Here is an 18,053-nt window from a genome sequence, read left to right as displayed (position 1 = left end):
CTATTCCGCCGCGTGATCCAGCGCGGCGGGCGCGCCGTGGAACCGGTTGGCCGCCTCTCCGGTCAGATGGATCAACCGGCCGGCTGCAATGGTCGCCTCGACCCGGCGGGTTGCCGCATCCACCACCACCAGATCCGCGCGGCGGCCATAGTCGATCACCCCGCGATCGGGCAGGCGCATGATCTCGGCCGGGTTGCGGGACACGAGGTTCCACGCCTCCGGCAGGCCCAGCCCGCCCCGCTCGGCCAGATGGAATGCCGCCTGCGCCAGAGCATCAAAGGCACCATCCGAGGCCAGCGCGGTGCAGTGCCCGTCCCGGATCGCCGTCATGGCACAGAGCCCGCTCGCCCCGGCAGGCTTGGCCGCCACATCCCGCGCGGCGAGCACGACCGGATCCCCCACCGCCCGCGCCAAAGCCGCTGCCGCGCGCACCCGCGGCTTGAGGCAGAGCTTGGCCCCGATCATCGAATACATCTCACGCGTCTCGCCATCGGGATCACCCTCCGAGCCATAAATCACCCCGCGCCGGTCAAACGCTTCGGCCAGTTGGCACAAGAAGCGCGGCACCTCCCGCGCTCTTTTGGCAAGCATGCGCAGATCCTGCAGATGCTGATCGGGGGTCACACCCGCCAGGGCCGCCTGGCGGCAGATCTCTGCCCGGTAGAGCTCCGCCTGAGACAGAAGCGGTGTCAGCCGGTCGGTGAAGATCACCTGATCCACGTCCGCTGACCGCAGGGTTTCGATGAGGTGATCCCGCGTATCCATCATATGCACCTCGCAGATCACACGACTGCGCAGATCGGTGCCGGTCTGCCCACGCCGGGCGGCCACGGTCTTGGCAACATCCTGCGCTAGGGACGGTGCAGCACAACCAGTGGCCCAGCTCCAGTCCCGAGCGCTCCAGAGTGTCGTGACACCGCAGCGCGCTGCTGCCCGGTCGAGCCCGCGCAGCGCATCCACCGGCCCCGGCACGCCTGGGCTCACCGATCCCGCCGCCAGATCGATGATCCCCGGCAAGACGAGATAGCCCCGCAGATCGACCTCGGGCAGCGGCCCTTTCGAGATCACGCCATCCTCAATCGCCACGGATCGCGCTTGCATGTCTCCGTCCCGCAGCACTTCGGCGCCAACCAGACGGATCGGAGGAAAAAACTGAGTCATCTCACGGCTCGGACCCCATATACGAGGCCCGATCTAGCAGCGGCATGTATCGCTTGCGTGACGGCGACCGGGCCGGGAGATCGGCACGCGACGGGTCGCAAAACGGCGCGACCGCGACAAAACTCTCCCGCAGGGCCGCGACCGGCCCACCCGATGGGCGCGCCAACCGGCGGGTGGCGGAACAGTAACGATCAACGCCTCGCGCACCCGCAACTCGGCACGAGGATGGCCGGATGCGCAAGCCAACGGTCCGGGTACGCGGCGCTCTTGCCCCCTCGCCCGATTGACCGCTATGACACGGGTATGGCCCCGTGGCTCAACTGGATAGAGCAATCCCCTCCTAAGGGATAGGTTGCAGGTTCAAGTCCTGCCGGGGTCACCATTCGCAGCCGCCGTGACGGAGGCCCTTTGACACAGAGCGATTTCAACCTCGACAGCTTTCTGCCCTACCAGTTCAACGTGGTGGCAGGGCGGCTCAGTCGCCAGTTTGCCCGCCGGTATCGCGAGCGTTTCGGGATCAGTGTCGCCGAGTGGCGCGTCGTGGCCCATCTCAGCCAATCCGGCACCGTAAGCGTGCGCGAGATCCACGAGCGTGTGGATATGGACAAGTCCAAGGTGTCCCGCGCCGCGGCCCGGTTGGAGGCGGCGGGGTATCTCACGAAGTTCCGCTCCGAGACCGACAAGCGTCTCGTGGATCTGACCCTGACCGAGAAGGGGCGCGCGATGATGACCGAGCTGGCGGAACTGGCGAATGCCTATCAGGCCGAGGTTTTGGCCCAGCTTGGGCGCGATGCCGCTCCGTTGCAGCGCCAATTGACCCGGCTCGCCAAGCCCGGCGAGGGCTGATCCCCGCCGTGTGACGCAGGGGCGTGGCTTGATCCGCCTGACCGGACTTGTCACCAATGACGCACGCAGTTTCGCGCGAGGGGAGGATCATCATGTCCACTGATCAGGATATCGTCATTTTGGATGGCGCACGCACGGCCATCGGTACGTTCGGAGGCAGCCTGGCTGCCGTGCCACCGATCACGCTCGGGGCGACCGTGGCCAAGGCCGCGCTGGCGCGCTCCGGTGTCGAGGGCGCGCAGATCGGCCATGTGGCCTATGGTCATGTGATCAACACCGAACCGCGCGACATGTACCTCTCGCGTGTGGCGGCGATGGAGGCGGGCGTGCCCGAAACCACCCCGGCGATGAATGTGAACCGTCTCTGCGGCTCGGGGGCACAGGCGCTGGTCTCGGTGATCCAGGCTCTGATGCTGGGGGATGCCCAGTTCGGTCTGGCCGGAGGTGCCGAGAGCATGAGCCGCTCGCCCTATATCCTCCCGGCGACCCGTTGGGGCCAGAAGATGGGCGATACCAGGTCCCAGGACATGATGCTGGGTGCGTTGAACTGCCCGTTCGGGACCGGCCATATGGGCGTAACCGCCGAGAATGTCGCCGCCGAGCATGGGATTTCCCGCGCTGATCAGGACGCCTTCGCCCTGCAAAGCCAGACCCGCGCCGCCGCTGCGCAGGAGGCCGGGTATTTCGACAGCCAGATCACCCCGGTTCCGGTGAAGGTCAAACGCGAGATGGTGGATTTCATCCGCGACGAGCACCCCAAGCCGACCTCGGCCGAGGCTCTGGCAGGCCTGCGCACGGTGTTCCAGAAGGATGGCACTGTGACGGCGGGCAATGCCTCGGGGATCAATGACGGCGCGGCGGCTCTGGTTCTCGCGCGGGGCGCGGCGGCCGAGGCTGCCGGGCTGAAACCCCGCGCCCGGGTGCTCGGCTACGCCCATGCCGGCGTGCGCCCCGAGGTGATGGGGATCGGCCCCGTTCCGGCGGTCGAGGCGCTGCTGGCGCGAACCGGATTGGAGGTCGGCGATTTTGACGTGATCGAGAGCAACGAGGCCTTCGCGGCCCAGGCGCTTGCAGTGAACAAGGGCCTCGGGCTCGATCCTGCCAAGGTCAATCCCAATGGCGGGGCCATCGCCCTGGGCCATCCGGTGGGGGCGACCGGCGCGATCCTCGCCATCAAGGCGCTCTATGAGCTGGAAAGGACCGGCGGCTCCCGCGCGCTGGTGACCATGTGCATTGGTGGCGGACAAGGTATCGCACTGGCGTTGGAGGCGCTTTAAGCTCAGATTCACCAATTGCGTCCAGTGTCACCCGGGACCGCGCGGAGATTAGGCTGCGCGGCCCAGGGGACCAAGCAGGACGCCGCGCATGCAAATCGCCGAGATCGAGCACAAACTCGCTGCTGAACGCCGCGCGCGTTTGACCGCAGAGCGGCTGCTCGCACAGAAACAGGAAGAGCTCTTCGCTGCCAATGAAAAGCTTTCAAAACATGCCTTTACACTCTCCGACAAGATCGTTGAACAACGCCACCATGCCGAGGAACTGAAGGACGAGAATTTCCAGGTCCGCTCGGATCTGCGGCGCGCCGAGCAACGTCTCTGGACCTCTTTCGAGACCATCGAAGACGGCTTCGCGGTGTTTGATTCTTCGCGCCGGCTGGTGCTCGCAAACCCCGCCTACATGTCGATCTTCGACGGTATCGAGTCGGTCGCACCTGGCGCGGAATACACCGAACTGCTAAAACTCTGCGTCGAAGAGGGCATCATCGACACCGAGGGGCTGAGCCGGGCGGACTGGTGCGCGATGATGCAAGAGCGTTGGAATGGCACCCAGATCGAGCCCGCGGTGGTGCGGCTCTGGAACGGGTATTCCATCAAGCTGGTCGAGCGGCGCGGCGAGGATGGCGATATCGTCAGCCTCTGCTTGAACATCACCGACACGATCCGCCGCGAGAAGGATCTCACGATCGCCCGGACCCGGGCCGAGGCCGCGAACCGCGCGAAATCCGCGTTTCTCGCGAATATGACCCACGAGCTGCGCACGCCGATGAACGGCGTGGTCGGCATGGCTGAACTTCTCTGCGACAGCCCGCTTGATGAAGAGCAACTGCTCTATGTCGAGACGATCCGGAAGTCCGGCGAAGCCCTTCTGGTGATCATCAACGACGTGCTCGACTACTCCAAGATGGAGGCCGAGAAGTTGCAGCTGCATCCGGGTCCGATCGATCTGGAGCATCTGATGCATGACGTGGTCATGCTCGCCAAGCCCACCGCGCAGGAGAAGAATGTCGACCTGATGCTCGACTATGACATCTTCCTGCCGAGCAAGTTCATCGGCGATCAGGGCCGGATGCGGCAGGTGATGACGAACCTGCTGGGCAATGCGGTCAAGTTCACGCTCGAGGGCCATGTGCTGTTGCGGGTGATCGGGATGCCGCCCGAGGATGGCGCGCAAGAAATCATCATCAGCATCGAAGACACCGGCATCGGTATCGCCCCCGAGATGATCGATCACATCTTCGGTGAGTTCAATCAGGCCGAGGACGAACGCAATCGTGCCTTCGAAGGCACCGGTCTCGGTCTCGCCATTACAAAGCAGCTAATCGAGCTGATGGGCGGCGAGATCTGGGTCGATTCAGAGCTGGGCGAAGGCTCCTGTTTCTCCTTCCGGATCACTCTGCCCTTGAATGAGGAGGACGGTGAACCGCCTCTCGCGATTACCTCCGATCTGCGGCGCGTGTTGATCGTGGATGAAACCGAGATCAACCGCTCGATCCTCGAGCGGCAGCTCGCCCCGCTCGGCGTTTCGGTCTCTGTTGCCAATTCGGTGGAAGACGCGCTTGAGTATCTCGATGGTCACCAGGATATCGACGCGGTGCTGACCGATCTCGTCTTGCCCGGGCTCTCCGGCAGCGATCTTGCCCGAAAGCTGCGCGACCGGCCCGATGGCCCGCCGGTGATCCTGCTGAGCTCGGCGATGATGGGCCAGTTGAATTCCGATGATCGCGACATGTTCCAGGCCACCCTGAGCAAACCCGTGATGCGCGCCGATCTCTACGCCGCGTTGAACGCCCTGACCAAGCCAGCGGGCGCCGCGCCCGCTGCGATGCCTTCCGCGGCTGCGGAACAGGCGCTTCCGCCCGTCGAAACGCCCCCTGCCCCAGAACAGGCCGCGCCCACCGCGATTGCAGAGGTCCCTGTCGCAGCCCCGGAGCCTGCTGCGCAGACCGCGCCTCCCGAAGTCGCCGCGCGTATGCCGGATCCGGGACCGGAGCCAGCGGCGAAAGTGGTGGAACCCGGGCCGTTCATGTCCGCCCGGCGTCGCGCGCAACAGGCCGAAGCGGCGGCGACCCCCGCACCTGTGCAACCTGTACCGGCCCCCGCGGCGGCAGCCTCCCCAGCACCGCAAGCCGCACCGGACCCCGAAGCGCCGAAATCCAATGTCGTCACGCTTGCCCCGGCAGCCGAGCCGGTCGCAGAACCTGCTCCGGCCGCCGCACCCGTCGCGCCGGAACCTGCGGCCGCCGAAACCACGCCCACCCGCAAGATCAGCATCCTTGCCGCGGAAGACAACAAGACCAACCAGCTGGTCTTTCGCAAAATGGTGAAGACCCTGAATATCGAGCTGCGGTTCGCGAATAACGGCGAGGAGGCCGTGGCGGCCTACAAGGACGCGCGCCCGGACATGATCTTCATGGATATCTCAATGCCGAAAATGGATGGCATGGAGGCGACGCGCACGATCCGCGCGCTGGAGGAGGAAACCGGGGCGCCACGCGTTCCGATTACCGCCCTGACGGCCCACGCCATGGATGGCGATGCCGATCGCATTCTGGCCGCAGGTCTGGATCACTACCTGACCAAGCCGCTGAAGAAGGCCGAGATCATGGGCCGGATCGAAGAGCTGGTGCCCGAAGGCTGTCAGCCCCTGCATTTAGAGGGGTAGCGCTCAGGCCGCCTGCCGGGATTTGGGCTTTTTCGCGGGCTCCGGATAGGGGCGCACGAAAACCGGGCTCTGCGCCGTGCTTCGATCGGGATCAAACGCATAGCCCCCGATCTCGAAATCCTGTAGCCCGGCCGTCTCTGTCACCCGGTTCTGAACTACGTAACGCGCCATGGCGCCGCGCGCCTTCTTGGCAAAGAAACTGACGGTTTTTGCCGCGCCGTCCCGATCCTCAAGGAAGACCGGTGTCAGAACCGGCACGGTCAGCGCCTCGAGATCGACCGCCCCGAAATACTCTTGCGAGGCGCAGTTGACGATCGCCCGGCTTCCGGTCGCGGCGGCAGCCTCGTTCAAGGCCCGCGCGATCCGATCCCCCCACCAGTCATAGAGGTTCTTTCCGCGCTCGGTTTTCAGACGACTTCCCATCTCGAGTCGGTAAGCCTGGATCAGGTCCAGCGGGCGCAGGATCCCGTAAAGGCCCGACAGGATGCGAAGATGGTCCTGCGCATAGCGCATTTCATCCTCGGACAGGGTTCCCGCCTCGAGCCCGACATAAGTGTCCCCGGCAAAGGCAAGGGCGGCCGGGCGGGCCGCGTCCGTGTCCGCATCGGCCTCGAAAGCTGCAAAGCGTTCGGTGTTCAGCCGCGCCAGATCCTCGGACAGCCCCATGAGTTTCTGCAACTCAGCCAGCTTGAGCTTGCGCGCGACCGCCGCCAGCTCCACAGCGCTGTCTTGAAAGTCAGGCAATGTCGCCTCGGCTGGCACCGGCACGGTCCAGTCCAGACGCTTCGCAGGGGAGATGACAGTCAGCATGGGATCCACTCCGTCTCGGGTTTAGGGACATCTAGGCAGCGCCGCCGCGCCGTCCAGCATCAGGTGTCGCGCAGCACTTCGAGGAAGGCCTCGCCGAACCGCTCCGCCCGGCGATCCCCGAGAAGCTGGGTCAGGCCGTCCGTGTCCGAGGGCCGGGTTTCCGCCACGCGCGAGAGCACCGCAGCGGAACAGGTCAACGGTTTCTCGGTCCCCATCGGCCCCCGGATCAGATCCGCCTGAGCTTCGAGCAGTTTGTCATAGGTCTCGCCCGCCGAGCGCCCTGCCAACTTGCGCCGCGCAGGCGAGACGGGCGCGGTGGCCTCTCCGGAAATCACCTCGAGAAAGGCCGCGCCATACCGCTCGAGCTTCTTCGCCCCGACACCGCTGATCCGCGCAAAGGCGTCGAGGCTGTCGGGCCGCCGCTCGGCCATCTCGATCAGGCTGCGGTCATTGAAAATCACATAGGCCGGCACACCGGCGGCCTCGGCCAAGGCACGGCGTTTGGCCTTGAGTGCCGACAACATCGGCGCGTCCTCTTCCGAAACAAGCGCGCGGACCGCCGGACGCTGCGCCGCCTTGCGGAGCGTGTCGCGCCGCAGCTCGATCCCCGCCTCGCCGCGCAGGATCGGACGGGCCGCCTGGGTCATCACGAGCGCGCCGTGTCGTTCCACATCTGGGCGCACCAGATCATGCCCCATCATCTGCCGAAACACCCCCTGCCAGGTCCGTTTATCCAGATCACGCCCGACCCCGAAGGTCGGCAGATCCTCGTGCCCGCGCTGACGCACCTTGTCCGTGGCATTTCCCACGAGAATGTCGATCAGATGCCCGGCCCCGAAATTCTCGCCCGTCCGTAGCGCCGCCGAAAGCGCCTTGCGCACCGCCTCGGTGCCGTCGAACACATCGGGCGGGCTGTCGCAGAGATCGCAGGAGCCACAGGGCCCACTCTCTTCGCCGAAATAGGACAGCAGGCTTTGCCGCCGACAGCGCAAGGCTTCGGCCAGCCCCAGCAGGGAATTCAACCGACCGTGATCGGCATTCTTGCGTTCGGGCGGTGCGAGCCCCTCATCGATCTGGCTGCGCCGCAGACGAATGTCATCGGGACCAAACAGAGTGAGCGTCTCCGCCGGGGCGCCATCGCGGCCCGCGCGCCCGATCTCCTGATAATAGGCCTCGATGCTCTTGGGCAGATCCGCATGGGCGACCCAGCGGATATCCGGCTTGTCGATGCCCATGCCGAACGCGACCGTCGCCACGACGATCAGGCTGTCTTCCTGTTGGAATCGGGTCTCCACATGGCGGCGATCCTCGGCCTCCATCCCGCCATGGTAATGGCAGGCCGCGTGCCCGGCCTCGCGAAGCGCCTGCGCCAGCCCTTCGGTCTTGGCGCGCGTTCCGCAATAGACGATGCCCGACTGGCCTTTGCGCGCCGCGGCGAAATCCAGGATCTGGCGGCGCGGACCGTCCTTGGGGGCGAAGGCCAAATGGATGTTGGGCCGGTCGAAACCGCGCAAGAAGACACGCGGCGGCGCGCCCGGAAAGAGCCGCGTGATGATCTCGTCACGGGTTTCCGCATCCGCCGTCGCCGTGAAGGCCGCGACCGGCACATCGAGCGCGCGGCGCAGCTCACCAATCCGCAGGTAATCGGGTCGGAAATCATGGCCCCATTGGCTGACGCAATGGGCCTCGTCCACGGCGATCAATCCGACCCCGGCCCGCGACAACAGCCGCTGCGTGCCCGTATGCGCCAACCGTTCCGGAGCCATGTAGAGGATCTTGAGCGCGCCCTCTTCAATCGCATCAAAGACCGCGTCCGTTTCCTCGGGCGTGTTGCCAGAGGTCAGCGCCCCAGCCGAGACCCCGGCCTCGCGCAATCCCCGCACCTGATCCCGCATCAAAGCGATCAGCGGCGAGATCACCACGGTGAGGCCGGGCCGCGCCAGCGCGGGCAATTGGAAACACAGGGATTTGCCACCGCCCGTGGGCATGATGGCGAGCACGTCCTCGCCCGCACAGACGGCATCGACCACCTCGGCCTGACCCGGGCGGAACTGGGAGAATCCAAAAACGGACGACAGAAGGGCGTCGGCTGCGGGCATAATCGGAAATGGCTGCTCTTTTTTCAGAGCATCCCACACTCCCTGTCGTGGGGCAAGGCGGCGTGACCGCTATATCTCAGTAAAACGCCGCGATGTTGTTGGTCAGGATGATCCGAAGGGCATAGACCCCGATCAGCACCACGAGCGGCGCCAGATCCAGCCCACCCATATTCGGCAAAACCGCCCGCACCCGGCTGTAGATCGGGTCGAGCAACCGCTCGAGCCCGTACCAGATCTGCGCCACGAGTTGCTGGCGCAGGTTGAGCACCTGGAAGTTGATGAGCCAGCTCATGATGATGTGGACGATGATGATGAACCATACGATATCAAGGATCAGCATCAGGATCTGAAAGAGCGACTGCATGGGGGTCTCCGCGCTGGTTTTCCAAGACCTATGCGCCGGGCGCGGCCAACGCAAGGCATGGACGTCGGGTCATGGTTGACGCGGACGTCAAGTGGACCATCCTCCGGCGCAAAGGAGTTCTCCGATGTATCCCTTCCTGCGCCTGTTCTATCAGCTCTTTCTCGCCCGGCGGATGCCGCCGCTGAGCCCAACCGATATCCATATCAGCCACCATCTCTGCTGGCCCTGGGACATCGACCTGTGGATGGAGCTGAACAATGGCCGCACCCTCACCCTGTTCGATATGGGGCGGATCCCCATGGCCCAGCGGGTGGGCCTGATCGCGCTGCTCAGGCGGAAACGCTGGGGGCTGACCATTGCCGGGTCGGTCGTACGCTATCGCCGCCGGGTGCGGATGTTTGACCGGATCGAGATGCGGACACGGACCATCGGCTGGGACAATCGCTTCGTCTATATCGAGCAGATCATGATGGTGCGCGGCACCGTGACCAGTCAGGCCGTGTTCCGATCCGCCGTCACGGACCCGGATGGGATCGTCGCCCCCGATCGACTGCTGGCCGAGCTCGCGCCCGACCACCCGCCGATTACCCTGCCCGACTGGGTCCAGAGCTGGATCACCGCCGAGGCGGAGCGTCCCTGGCCACCGGAACTTGGCGCCTGACAAAGGGCCTTGCCCTTCGCCCGCCCCCCTGACCTAATCGGCGCGAAGTCGGAGGGCCCCATGACACCGGAACGCAAACGCATCCGCGGTTGGATGATGTTCGATTGGGCCAGCCAGCCCTATAACACGCTGCTCCTGACATTTGTGTTCGGACCGTATTTCGCGACCGTGGTTGGCGATCCGGTCGAGGCACAGGCGCTCTGGGGTTATGCGCTGACCCTGTCCGGGCTCAGCATCGCAGTGCTGGCCCCGATCCTGGGGTCTCTGGCGGATCAGGCCGGGCGGCGGATGCCCTGGATCATCGGGTTTTCGCTGCTGTATGTGGCCGGGGCGAGCACGCTCTGGCTGGCGGCACCGGGGACGGACCTTGTCTGGGTCGTGCTGATCGCCTTCGGGCTCGGCCTGATCGGGATGGAGTTCGCGACGATTTTCACCAATGCCATGCTGCCGGATCTGGGCCCACCGGCCGAGATCGGTCGCATCTCGGGCACCGGCTGGGCCGTGGGCTATGCGGGCGGGGTGGTCGCGCTGCTGATCATGTTGCTCTTTCTGGCAGAGAACGAGGCGGGCGTGACCCTGCTGGGCCAGCCCCCAGCACTCGGTCTCGACCCGGACACCCGCGAGGGCACGCGCAGCGTCGGCCCCTTCACCGCCCTCTGGTTTGTCGTCTTCATGATCCCCTTCTTTCTCTGGGTACGGGAAACCCCGGCAAAGACACGAGGTCGGACCAGTCTTCTCAAGGGCTTGCGCGACCTTGGCGCGACCCTGCGCAGCCTGCCGTCGCAACCGAGCCTGAGCGCCTATCTCGCCTCTTCGATGCTCTATCGCGACGCGCTGAACGGGATGTACACCTTCGGGGGGATCTACGCCCTCGGCGTGCTGGGCTGGAGCGTGATCGATATCGGCGTCTTCGGGATCATGGCGGCGATCACCGGGGCGATCTTTGCCTATCTGGGCGGGTTCGCGGACAAGGCCTTTGGCCCGAAACCGGTGATTGTGCTGTCGATTGTCATCCTGTCGCTGGTGGGCGTGACCATCGTGTCGGTCTCGCGTGAGGCGGTGTTCGGCATGCCCGTCGCCCCGGACTCGGCCCTGCCGGATATCCTGTTCTATATCTGCGGCGCGCTGATCGGCGCGGCGGGGGGCACCGTACAGGCGGCGAGCCGGACCATGATGGTCCGGCAGGCCAACCCCGACCGGATGACCGAAGCCTTCGGGCTCTATGCGCTGGCGGGCAAGGCGACATCGTTCCTCGCCCCCCTGACCATCGCCATCGCCACCGATCTCAGCGGCACCCAGAGCGCGGGGCTCATTCCGCTCATCCTTCTCTTCCTCTGTGGCCTGCTTCTGCTAAGGTTCGTGCATCCGGACCCTGAGATGAGCAGACCATGATCCGCGTAGTATCCCGACTTCTCCTCTGTGCGGCACTGGCCCTGCCCGGCCTGAGCACCCCAAGCCTCGCCCAGCAAAAGGCCAATGCCCTTTTCGGGGCCAAGCCCAGCGGGTCGCTACAGGCCCCGGCGGCCTTCGGAACCTATGCCAAGGGCTGCCTCGCGGGCGGCATGCAACTGCGCGAGACCGGCCCCACATGGCAGGCCATGCGCCTGAGCCGAAACCGCAACTGGGGCCACCCGGATGCCATCGACTTCGTCGAACGGCTCAGCAAGTTCGCCGCCCGGCAGCCCGGCTGGAAGGGGCTCTATATCGGCGATATCAGCCAGCCCCGCGGCGGGCCGATGACCTCGGGGCATCAAAGCCACCAGATGGGGCTCGATATCGACATCTGGATGCTGCCGCCCAAGCGGCTGAACCTGAGCCGGGCCGAGCGCGAGAAGATCAGCTCGATCTCCGTGCGGTCCAAGGATCAGCGCTCGGTCAATGGCAACTGGACGGCGCAGCATATGGCCATCCTCAAGGCCGCGGCCAAGGACCCCGCCGTGGACCGGATCTTTGTCACCGCCCCGGCGAAAATCGCCATGTGCAACGCCGCCAAGGGCAACAAGAAGTGGTTGCAGAAGATCCGCCCGCTCTGGGGGCATCACTATCACTTCCATGTGCGGCTCAAATGCCCATCCGGCGCGAGGGGCTGCAAGACCCAGACGCCCAGCGTGCGCGAGCTGTCAAAGGGAGGCACCGGCTGTGATGCGAGCCTGAATTGGTGGGTGACCGATGCGCTCGCCCCGCCGAAGAAGACCGCGAAACCGGCCAAGCCTGCCAAACCCGCCCCCAAGAGGCGCAACGCCCGCGACTACGTCATGGCCGATCTGCCGCAGCAATGTCAGCAAGTGCTCGTCTCGCGCTGATCGCGCATGCGCTCGCCACCTGCCTCGCGCTCGAGGCCGGAGCGGCAGAGCTGACGGGTGCGCTCACGCTGACCCATGTGGATCCGGACTTCGGCGGGCTGTCGGCCCTCTCGCTCAGCGCCGATGGGCGCAGCTTTCACGCCATTGGCGATCGGGGGCTCTTCGTCCGCGGAGACATGCTGCGCGCGCCGAATGGCGATCTGCGCGAGGTGACCCTCACCACGGTGATGCCCCTCGACACAGGGGATGACGCCCCTGTGCGCCCCGAGTTGCAGGATGCCGAGGGCAGCGCGGTGACCCCGGAGGGCGATCTGCTCGTATCCTACGAAGGCTTCGCGCGGATCGAGCGGTTCTCTGCCGAGGGTCGGCATCTCGCCCGCCTGCCGCGCCCGGCGATCTTCGACCGGTTGCAGCGCAATTCCAGCCTCGAGGCGCTGGCCACGGATGCACGCGGCTGGGTCTATACCGTGCCGGAACGCTCCGGCCAGCTCGACCGCCCGTTCCCCGTCTACCGTTTCGATGGACAGCGCTGGGACACGCCCTTTGCCCTGCCCCGGCGGGGGGATTACCTCGTCGTCGGGCTGGATTTCGGCCCGGACGGGCATCTTTACCTGCTCGAACGGGCCTTGCGCGGGGTGTTCTTCTCGACCCGGGTCCGGCGGTTCGAGATCGCCCTCGAGGGGCGGGTGACCCGCGAAGAAACCCTGCTGGAGACCCGGACCGGCACCCATGAGAACCTCGAAGGGCTCGCGGTCTGGCGCGATCCGGAGGGTCGGCTGCGCCTGACCATGGTCGCGGATGACAATTTCAACCTCTTCCTGCGCAACCAGATCGTGGAATACCGGCTGGACTAGACTTGCGATGGGCGCGCCAAGGCGTTATGCGGGCCGCCTCTGCGCTCCAGCGGCGCCAAGTCTCCGCGACCTTGTAAAAACGGACCACATACATGACCCGCATCCACCTGCCCGGCATCCTTGCCATGGCGGCCATTGTCGTCGCCTCCAATGTCCTCGTGCAATTCCTGTTCGGCCAATGGCTGACTTGGGGCGCGTTCACCTATCCCCTCGCCTTTCTCGTCACCGACCTGATGAACCGCATCTATGGCAGCGCCGCCGCGCGCCGGGTGGTGGTGATCGGATTCGCCGTGGGCGTTCTCTGCTCGCTCATCGGCAGCCAGATCCATGGGGAGTTCGGCCCGCTCGTCACCCTGCGGATCGCGATCGGTTCGGGCCTTGCCTTCCTGACCGCTCAGCTGGTGGATATCGCCGTGTTCGACAAGCTGCGCTCGGGTGCGTGGTGGCGCGCGCCGCTGGCTTCGACGCTTGTGGGGTCATCGCTGGACACGGCGATCTTCTTCACCATCGCCTTCTCGGCCAGCCTGACCATGATCGAGCCTGGAAACGATGTCTCCTGGGCCGCCGAAGCGCTGCCCCTTCTGGGTGTCGGACCGGTCGTGCCGCTCTGGGTTTCGCTCGCCGTGGCGGACTGGATGGTCAAGCTGAGCCTCGCTTTGCTCGCTCTCATCCCCTTCCGCCTGATTTTGCGGCAGGTCCGCCCAAACCTAGCATAAAAGGTTTTGACAAACACAAAATCTGTGGCAGCATCTCCCTAGGTTCAATAATCGAAAGGAGGTGATCCAGTGTCTAAAAAGGTATTGGAGAGAGGTGTCGGGACAACTGGAGTGGCGCGCTTCTGAGGCAGCCCTTGGCGGTGAAGACCGCTCCAGCGGATCGGTTGCATTGCAACGCATCTAACCGACCCCACCTCCGAAACTTTCGGCTGGGCCGCCCCGAACCGGGCGGCCCTTTCGTTGTTCTGGCGGCGAGATCCCGCCACCCCGACAGAGGACCCTGCGGCCTGCCCGCCCAGAGGCCGGGAAACCTCTCGCTTGGACCGGCGCGCTTGTGTATCACCGTAGAACCAGCGACCGAGACAGCACCCCATGTTGCAGATCAGCGAGACCATCACCTTGCAGGACTGGGAGATGACGGAAACCTTCATCCGATCCTCCGGGCCGGGCGGTCAGAATGTGAACAAGGTCTCGACGGCGGTCGAGCTCCGGTTCGAGGCCGCGCGGAGCCCGAACCTCCCCGAGCCGGTCAAGGCCCGGCTCAAGCGGCTGGCCGGACGACGCTGGACCAAGGACGGCGCGCTGATCCTGCAGGTGGACGAAACCCGCAGCCAGGCCCGCAACCGCGAGATTGCGCGGGAACGGCTCGCAACCCTGATCCGCGATGCCCTGAAACGCCCGACCCGGCGCATCCCGACCAAACCGACCCTCGGATCGAAACGCCGGCGGCTCGACGCCAAGACCCAGCGCGGGCAGGTCAAGGCCCTGCGCGGTCGGGTGCAGGATCGCGAATGACCGACCTGCTGGAGCGCCGCGCACGGCTAATGGGGCCGAATGTCCCGACCTTCTACGACCCGCCCCTGCATATCGTGCGCGGCGAGGGGGTCTGGCTCTGGGATGCGCGGGGTCGGCGCTATCTCGACGGCTACAACAACGTGCCCCATGTGGGCCATTGCCACCCCCATGTGGTTGCGGCCATCGCGCGGCAGGCGGGCGTTCTGAACACCCACACGCGCTACATGCATGACGGGGTGCTGGACTATATCGAGCGGCTGACCGGGCGGATGGGTCACGGTCTCGACCAGGCGATCATGGTCTGCACCGGCTCCGAAGCGGTCGATGTCGCCCTGCGCATGGCCCAGGCGGCGACCGGTGCGCGCGGGTTGATCGCGACGGACAACACCTATCACGGCAACACCACAGCGGTCGCGCAGCTCAGCACGCGGCGCCCCCCGGTCGGCGGTTACCCGGATCACGTCCGCCTCATCCCCGCCCCGGATGCGCGCCAGCCTGTTGGCGGCACGGCCGACGGACAAGCCGCCGCCTTTGGCGCGGAGGTGGCGCGCGCCGCCACCGGGTTAGAGGCCGCCGGGCACGGGGTCGCGGCCCTGATCATCTGCCCGATCTTCGCCAATGAAGGGTTGCCATGCCTTCCGCACGGATTTCTCGACCCCGCACTGACAGCCCTGCGCGCGGCAGGGGGGCTGGTGATTTCCGACGAGATCCAACCCGGTTTCGGGCGGCTGGGCGATGTCTTCTGGGGGCATGAGGCGCTGGGGTTTGCCCCGGATATCGTCACCCTCGGCAAGTCCATGGGCAATGGCCATCCGGTGGCCGCCACCGTGACCCGGCCCGAGATCATGGGCGCGTTTCGCGAGGCCTTTGGCTATTTCAACACGTTCGGCGGCAATCCCGTCTCGGTCGCCGCGGCGGATGCGGTGCTGGACGTGATCGAGACCGAAGGCCTGATGGAGAACGCCGCCCGCGTCGGGGCCTATACCCTTGAGCGCCTGAAGGCGCTGCGGCATCCGGCGATTGCCGACATTCGGGGGCGCGGGCTTGCCTTTGCCATCGAGCTGGTCGATGAGACAGGGGCCCCGGACCCGGCGCTGGCCAACGCGATCACCGAAGAGACCAAGCGCCGCTGTGTGCTGATCAACCGGATCGGGCGACAGATGCATATCCTCAAGATCCGCCCGCCTCTGCCCTTTGCCCCCGAACACGCGGACCGCTTGGCGGACGTTCTGCAGTCGAGCTTCGACACATGCCCGCGCTGATCGCAACCGAAGCCCAGGCCGCCTGGGGCTGTATCGGCACGCCCGAATTGCTCAGCCATCGCGAGAATGCGGTCTTCGCCGTCACCCTGCCTGATGGCGCGCGCGCGGCGTTGCGGGTGCACCGGGTCGGATACAAGACCATCGACGAAATCGCCGCAGAGCTGGCGCTTTGCGATGCGCTCGCGGCTGCGGGATTTCCCTGCCCACGGGGTCAGCGCACCAAGGCTGGCGACTGGATCTGGCAAGGCCCAGGCGCGGCGGTGGCCAGCGTGGTGACCTGGGTCGAGGGCGCGCCACTTGGACAGGGCGACGCGCCTCTGCCCTCGAATGCTCCCGCGCTTTACGAAGCCCTGGGCGCATTGCTGGCCCGGCTCCATACCGCGTCTCCGGCGCTGGACCGCGCGCCAGGGCGAAAAGGCTGGGATCTCGACGGTCTGACCGGGCCCGAACCGATCTGGGGACGCTATTGGGAAAGCCCGATCCTGTCAGAGGCCGAAGCCTCCATGATGGTGCGCGCCCGGGACGTTGCGCGCGACCGGCTTCAAGAGCTTACCCCGGCCGCACAGGTGCCGCTGATCCATGGCGATGCCCTGCGCGAGAATGTGCTTGTGACCGAGCAGGGGCTGGCCCTCATTGATTTCGACGACTGCGGCCCGGGCTTCCGGCTCTATGATGTGGCGACGGCGCTGACCCAGAGCCTCGACGAGCCCTGTCTGCCGGATCTGCGCGACGCGGTTTTGCGCGGCTATGAAGACGTGAGCCCCCTCGGCGCGGCGGAACGCGCAGCCCTGCCGCTGCTGTCGATGCTGCGCAGCTTCTGTGCCCTTGCATGGGTCATGCCGCGCTATCCGTCGGGCCATCCCAAGGGTCCGCTTTACAAGGCGCGGGCGCTCCGCGCCGCGGAGGCCGTTCTGGCAGGCGAGGATTTTCTGAGCGTCAGACGATGACGTCCATCGCCTCCTGCGCGCCCATCTCGAACACCCGCTTGTAGCGCGCGATCTCGTCCTGGGGGCCCATGGCCTTGTTGGGATTGTCGCTCAGTTTTACGGTCGGACGGCCATTCGCCGCCACCGCCTTGCACACCAGCGAAAACGGCGCGAGGCGGTCCCCCTCCACAAGTCCGCGGAAGTCATTGGTCAGCAGGGTGCCCCAGCCGAACGAGACACGCACCCGGCCCGTGAACTGCGCCTGCAGCTCCGCGATCTTGTCCACATCGAGCCCGTCCGAGAAGATGATCAGCTTGTCCCGGGGGTCTTCGCCCCGCTCGGTCCACCAGGCAATGGCTCGCTCGGCCCCAGCCGCCGGATCCCCGCTGTCGATACGGATCCCGGTCCAGCCGGTCAGCCAGTTGGGGGCCTCGCGCAGGAAGCTCTCGGTGCCGTAGGTGTCAGGCAGGATGATCCGCAGGTTGCCGTCATGCTCTTCGTGCCAGTCGGCGAGAACCTGGTAGGGCGCCGTGCGCAGCTCCGCGTCGTTTTCCGCCAGGGCAGAATAGACCATCGGCAGTTCATGAGCGTTGGTGCCGATGGCTTCGACCTCGCGCCGCATGGCGATCAGGCAGTTCGAGGTGCCGACGAACTTCTCTCCCAGCCCCTCGATCATGGCCTGCACGCACCGATCCTGCCACATGAAGGAGTGACGCCTGCGGGTCCCGAAATCGGCAAGCCGCAGATCGGGGATCTCGCGCAGGCGCTCGACCTTTTCCCAGAGCCGGGTCATCGCGCGGGCATAGAGGACCTGCAGCTCGAATTTGCCCATGTCATGGAGCACCGCCCGGGAGCGCAGTTCCATCAGCACAGACAGGGCCGGGATTTCCCAGAGCATAACCTCATGCCATTGCCCCTCGAAGGTCAGCTCATACTGGCCGTCACGCTTGGTGAGATTATAGGGCGGCAGCTTGAGGCCCTCGAACCACTCCATGAAATCCGACCGGAACATCTGACGTTTGCCGTAGAACATGTTGCCGCGCAGCCATGTGGATTCCCCGCGGCTGAGCGACAGGGACCGGATATGGTCGAGCTGCTCGCGCAATTCGCCCTCATCGATCAACTCGGCCAAGCGGACATCCTTGGATCGGTTGATGAGGCTGAAGGTGACCCGCGTGTCCGGCCGGTTCCGAAACACCGACTGGCACATCAACAGCTTGTAGAAATCCGTATCAATCAGGGATCGGATGATCGGGTCGATCTTCCAATTATGGTTGTAGACCCGTTCCGCGATATCGACCACGCATCATCCTC

General features: G+C 65.6%; 16 protein-coding genes and 1 tRNA gene. 12 read left to right on the top strand and 5 right to left on the bottom strand.

Going from position 1 to position 18,053, the window contains the following annotated elements; genetic code table 11:
* On the bottom strand, window positions 1-1,161 hold the full coding sequence (locus tag ACP15I_RS09355; protein WP_424974859.1) for an amidohydrolase family protein: 1,161 nt from the start codon (window positions 1,159-1,161) through the stop codon (window positions 1-3).
* Window positions 1,162-1,466: 305 nt separating this feature from the next.
* Here ACP15I_RS09355 and ACP15I_RS09350 point away from each other — a divergent pair.
* The 4 genes from ACP15I_RS09350 to ACP15I_RS09335 all read left to right on the top strand — a co-directional run bounded on the left by ACP15I_RS09350 (window position 1,467) and on the right by ACP15I_RS09335 (window position 5,949).
* Window positions 1,467-1,543 (top strand) — tRNA-Arg (locus ACP15I_RS09350).
* 26 nt (window positions 1,544-1,569) lie between these two features.
* Window positions 1,570-2,007: a MarR family winged helix-turn-helix transcriptional regulator gene (locus ACP15I_RS09345; RefSeq protein WP_424974858.1), complete on the top strand. Its 438-nt coding sequence runs from the start codon at window positions 1,570-1,572 to the stop codon at window positions 2,005-2,007.
* A 92-nt stretch (window positions 2,008-2,099) separates the two neighbouring features.
* Complete coding sequence (locus tag ACP15I_RS09340) at window positions 2,100-3,284, top strand: acetyl-CoA C-acyltransferase family protein (protein WP_424974857.1); 1,185 nt, start codon at window positions 2,100-2,102, stop codon at window positions 3,282-3,284.
* 88 nt (window positions 3,285-3,372) lie between these two features.
* Window positions 3,373-5,949 carry a response regulator gene (locus tag ACP15I_RS09335; RefSeq protein WP_424974856.1) on the top strand — a complete coding sequence of 859 codons (2,577 nt, stop codon included), beginning with the start codon at window positions 3,373-3,375 and terminating at the stop codon, window positions 5,947-5,949.
* Window positions 5,950-5,952: 3 nt separating this feature from the next.
* On the opposite strand, the gene yaaA is transcribed toward ACP15I_RS09335, so the two are convergent.
* The 3 genes from yaaA to ACP15I_RS09320 all read right to left on the bottom strand — a co-directional run bounded on the left by yaaA (window position 5,953) and on the right by ACP15I_RS09320 (window position 9,222).
* Window positions 5,953-6,759 carry a peroxide stress protein YaaA gene (gene yaaA / locus ACP15I_RS09330; protein WP_424974855.1) on the bottom strand — a complete coding sequence of 269 codons (807 nt, stop codon included), beginning with the start codon at window positions 6,757-6,759 and terminating at the stop codon, window positions 5,953-5,955.
* Between the two features lie 59 nt (window positions 6,760-6,818).
* Complete coding sequence (recQ, locus tag ACP15I_RS09325) at window positions 6,819-8,858, bottom strand: DNA helicase RecQ (RefSeq protein ID WP_424974854.1); 2,040 nt, start codon at window positions 8,856-8,858, stop codon at window positions 6,819-6,821.
* 76 nt (window positions 8,859-8,934) lie between these two features.
* Window positions 8,935-9,222 (bottom strand): YggT family protein, encoded by a 288-nt coding sequence (locus ACP15I_RS09320; RefSeq protein ID WP_424966335.1) that lies wholly within the window; start codon window positions 9,220-9,222, stop codon window positions 8,935-8,937.
* Window positions 9,223-9,346: 124 nt separating this feature from the next.
* On the opposite strand from ACP15I_RS09320, the gene ACP15I_RS09315 reads away from it, so the two are divergent.
* The 8 genes from ACP15I_RS09315 to ACP15I_RS09280 all read left to right on the top strand — a co-directional run bounded on the left by ACP15I_RS09315 (window position 9,347) and on the right by ACP15I_RS09280 (window position 16,760).
* The gene (locus ACP15I_RS09315) at window positions 9,347-9,883 is read left to right on the top strand and encodes an acyl-CoA thioesterase (protein WP_424974853.1); all 537 of its coding nucleotides are present in this window, start codon (window positions 9,347-9,349) and stop codon (window positions 9,881-9,883) included.
* A 60-nt stretch (window positions 9,884-9,943) separates the two neighbouring features.
* Window positions 9,944-11,275, top strand: a complete 1,332-nt coding sequence (locus ACP15I_RS09310; RefSeq protein ID WP_424974852.1) for an MFS transporter — start codon at window positions 9,944-9,946, stop codon at window positions 11,273-11,275.
* Entirely contained in the window at window positions 11,272-12,186 is a 915-nt protein-coding gene (gene mepA / locus ACP15I_RS09305; RefSeq protein WP_424974851.1) for a penicillin-insensitive murein endopeptidase, read from the top strand. The genes ACP15I_RS09310 and mepA overlap by 4 nt, the downstream gene beginning before the upstream one ends.
* On the top strand, window positions 12,159-13,040 hold the full coding sequence (locus ACP15I_RS09300) for an esterase-like activity of phytase family protein (protein ID WP_424974850.1): 882 nt from the start codon (window positions 12,159-12,161) through the stop codon (window positions 13,038-13,040). Before mepA ends, ACP15I_RS09300 begins: the two co-directional genes overlap by 28 nt.
* Window positions 13,041-13,132: 92 nt before the next feature.
* Entirely contained in the window at window positions 13,133-13,756 is a 624-nt protein-coding gene (locus ACP15I_RS09295; RefSeq protein ID WP_424974849.1) for a queuosine precursor transporter, read from the top strand.
* 372 nt (window positions 13,757-14,128) lie between these two features.
* Entirely contained in the window at window positions 14,129-14,551 is a 423-nt protein-coding gene (gene arfB, locus ACP15I_RS09290) for an alternative ribosome rescue aminoacyl-tRNA hydrolase ArfB (protein WP_424974848.1), read from the top strand.
* Entirely contained in the window at window positions 14,548-15,813 is a 1,266-nt protein-coding gene (locus ACP15I_RS09285) for an aspartate aminotransferase family protein (protein ID WP_424974847.1), read from the top strand. The genes arfB and ACP15I_RS09285 overlap by 4 nt, the downstream gene beginning before the upstream one ends.
* Window positions 15,801-16,760 carry a phosphotransferase enzyme family protein gene (locus ACP15I_RS09280; protein WP_424974846.1) on the top strand — a complete coding sequence of 320 codons (960 nt, stop codon included), beginning with the start codon at window positions 15,801-15,803 and terminating at the stop codon, window positions 16,758-16,760. Before ACP15I_RS09285 ends, ACP15I_RS09280 begins: the two co-directional genes overlap by 13 nt.
* Here the strand turns inward: ACP15I_RS09280 and pncB are convergent.
* Entirely contained in the window at window positions 16,750-18,042 is a 1,293-nt protein-coding gene (pncB, locus tag ACP15I_RS09275; RefSeq protein ID WP_424974845.1) for a nicotinate phosphoribosyltransferase, read from the bottom strand. The genes ACP15I_RS09280 and pncB overlap by 11 nt on opposite strands.
* Between the last annotated feature and the right edge of the window lie 11 nt (window positions 18,043-18,053).

The organism is Dinoroseobacter sp. S124A, from assembly GCF_049801015.1.
In the GTDB taxonomy this organism is placed as follows: domain Bacteria; phylum Pseudomonadota; class Alphaproteobacteria; order Rhodobacterales; family Rhodobacteraceae; genus Dinoroseobacter.
This window is presented reverse-complemented; position numbering and strand designations above follow the sequence as displayed.

Bases quoted from the DNA above. Each gene is read 5' to 3' on its own strand.
- ACP15I_RS09320 (WP_424966335.1), bottom strand. From the start codon at position 9,222: ATGCAGTCGCTCTTTCAGATCCTGATGCTGATCCTTGATATCGTATGG.
- recQ (WP_424974854.1), bottom strand. From the start codon at position 8,858: ATGCCCGCAGCCGACGCCCTTCTGTCGTCCGTTTTTGGATTCTCCCAG.
- yaaA (WP_424974855.1), bottom strand. From the start codon at position 6,759: ATGCTGACTGTCATCTCCCCTGCGAAGCGTCTGGACTGGACCGTGCCG.
- ACP15I_RS09285 (WP_424974847.1), top strand. From the start codon at position 14,548: ATGACCGACCTGCTGGAGCGCCGCGCACGGCTAATGGGGCCGAATGTC.
- ACP15I_RS09355 (WP_424974859.1), bottom strand. From the start codon at position 1,161: ATGACTCAGTTTTTTCCTCCGATCCGTCTGGTTGGCGCCGAAGTGCTG.
- ACP15I_RS09340 (WP_424974857.1), top strand. From the start codon at position 2,100: ATGTCCACTGATCAGGATATCGTCATTTTGGATGGCGCACGCACGGCC.
- ACP15I_RS09310 (WP_424974852.1), top strand. From the start codon at position 9,944: ATGACACCGGAACGCAAACGCATCCGCGGTTGGATGATGTTCGATTGG.
- ACP15I_RS09335 (WP_424974856.1), top strand. From the start codon at position 3,373: ATGCAAATCGCCGAGATCGAGCACAAACTCGCTGCTGAACGCCGCGCG.
- ACP15I_RS09315 (WP_424974853.1), top strand. From the start codon at position 9,347: ATGTATCCCTTCCTGCGCCTGTTCTATCAGCTCTTTCTCGCCCGGCGG.
- ACP15I_RS09295 (WP_424974849.1), top strand. From the start codon at position 13,133: ATGACCCGCATCCACCTGCCCGGCATCCTTGCCATGGCGGCCATTGTC.
- ACP15I_RS09280 (WP_424974846.1), top strand. From the start codon at position 15,801: ATGCCCGCGCTGATCGCAACCGAAGCCCAGGCCGCCTGGGGCTGTATC.
- mepA (WP_424974851.1), top strand. From the start codon at position 11,272: ATGATCCGCGTAGTATCCCGACTTCTCCTCTGTGCGGCACTGGCCCTG.
- ACP15I_RS09300 (WP_424974850.1), top strand. From the start codon at position 12,159: ATGTCAGCAAGTGCTCGTCTCGCGCTGATCGCGCATGCGCTCGCCACC.
- arfB (WP_424974848.1), top strand. From the start codon at position 14,129: ATGTTGCAGATCAGCGAGACCATCACCTTGCAGGACTGGGAGATGACG.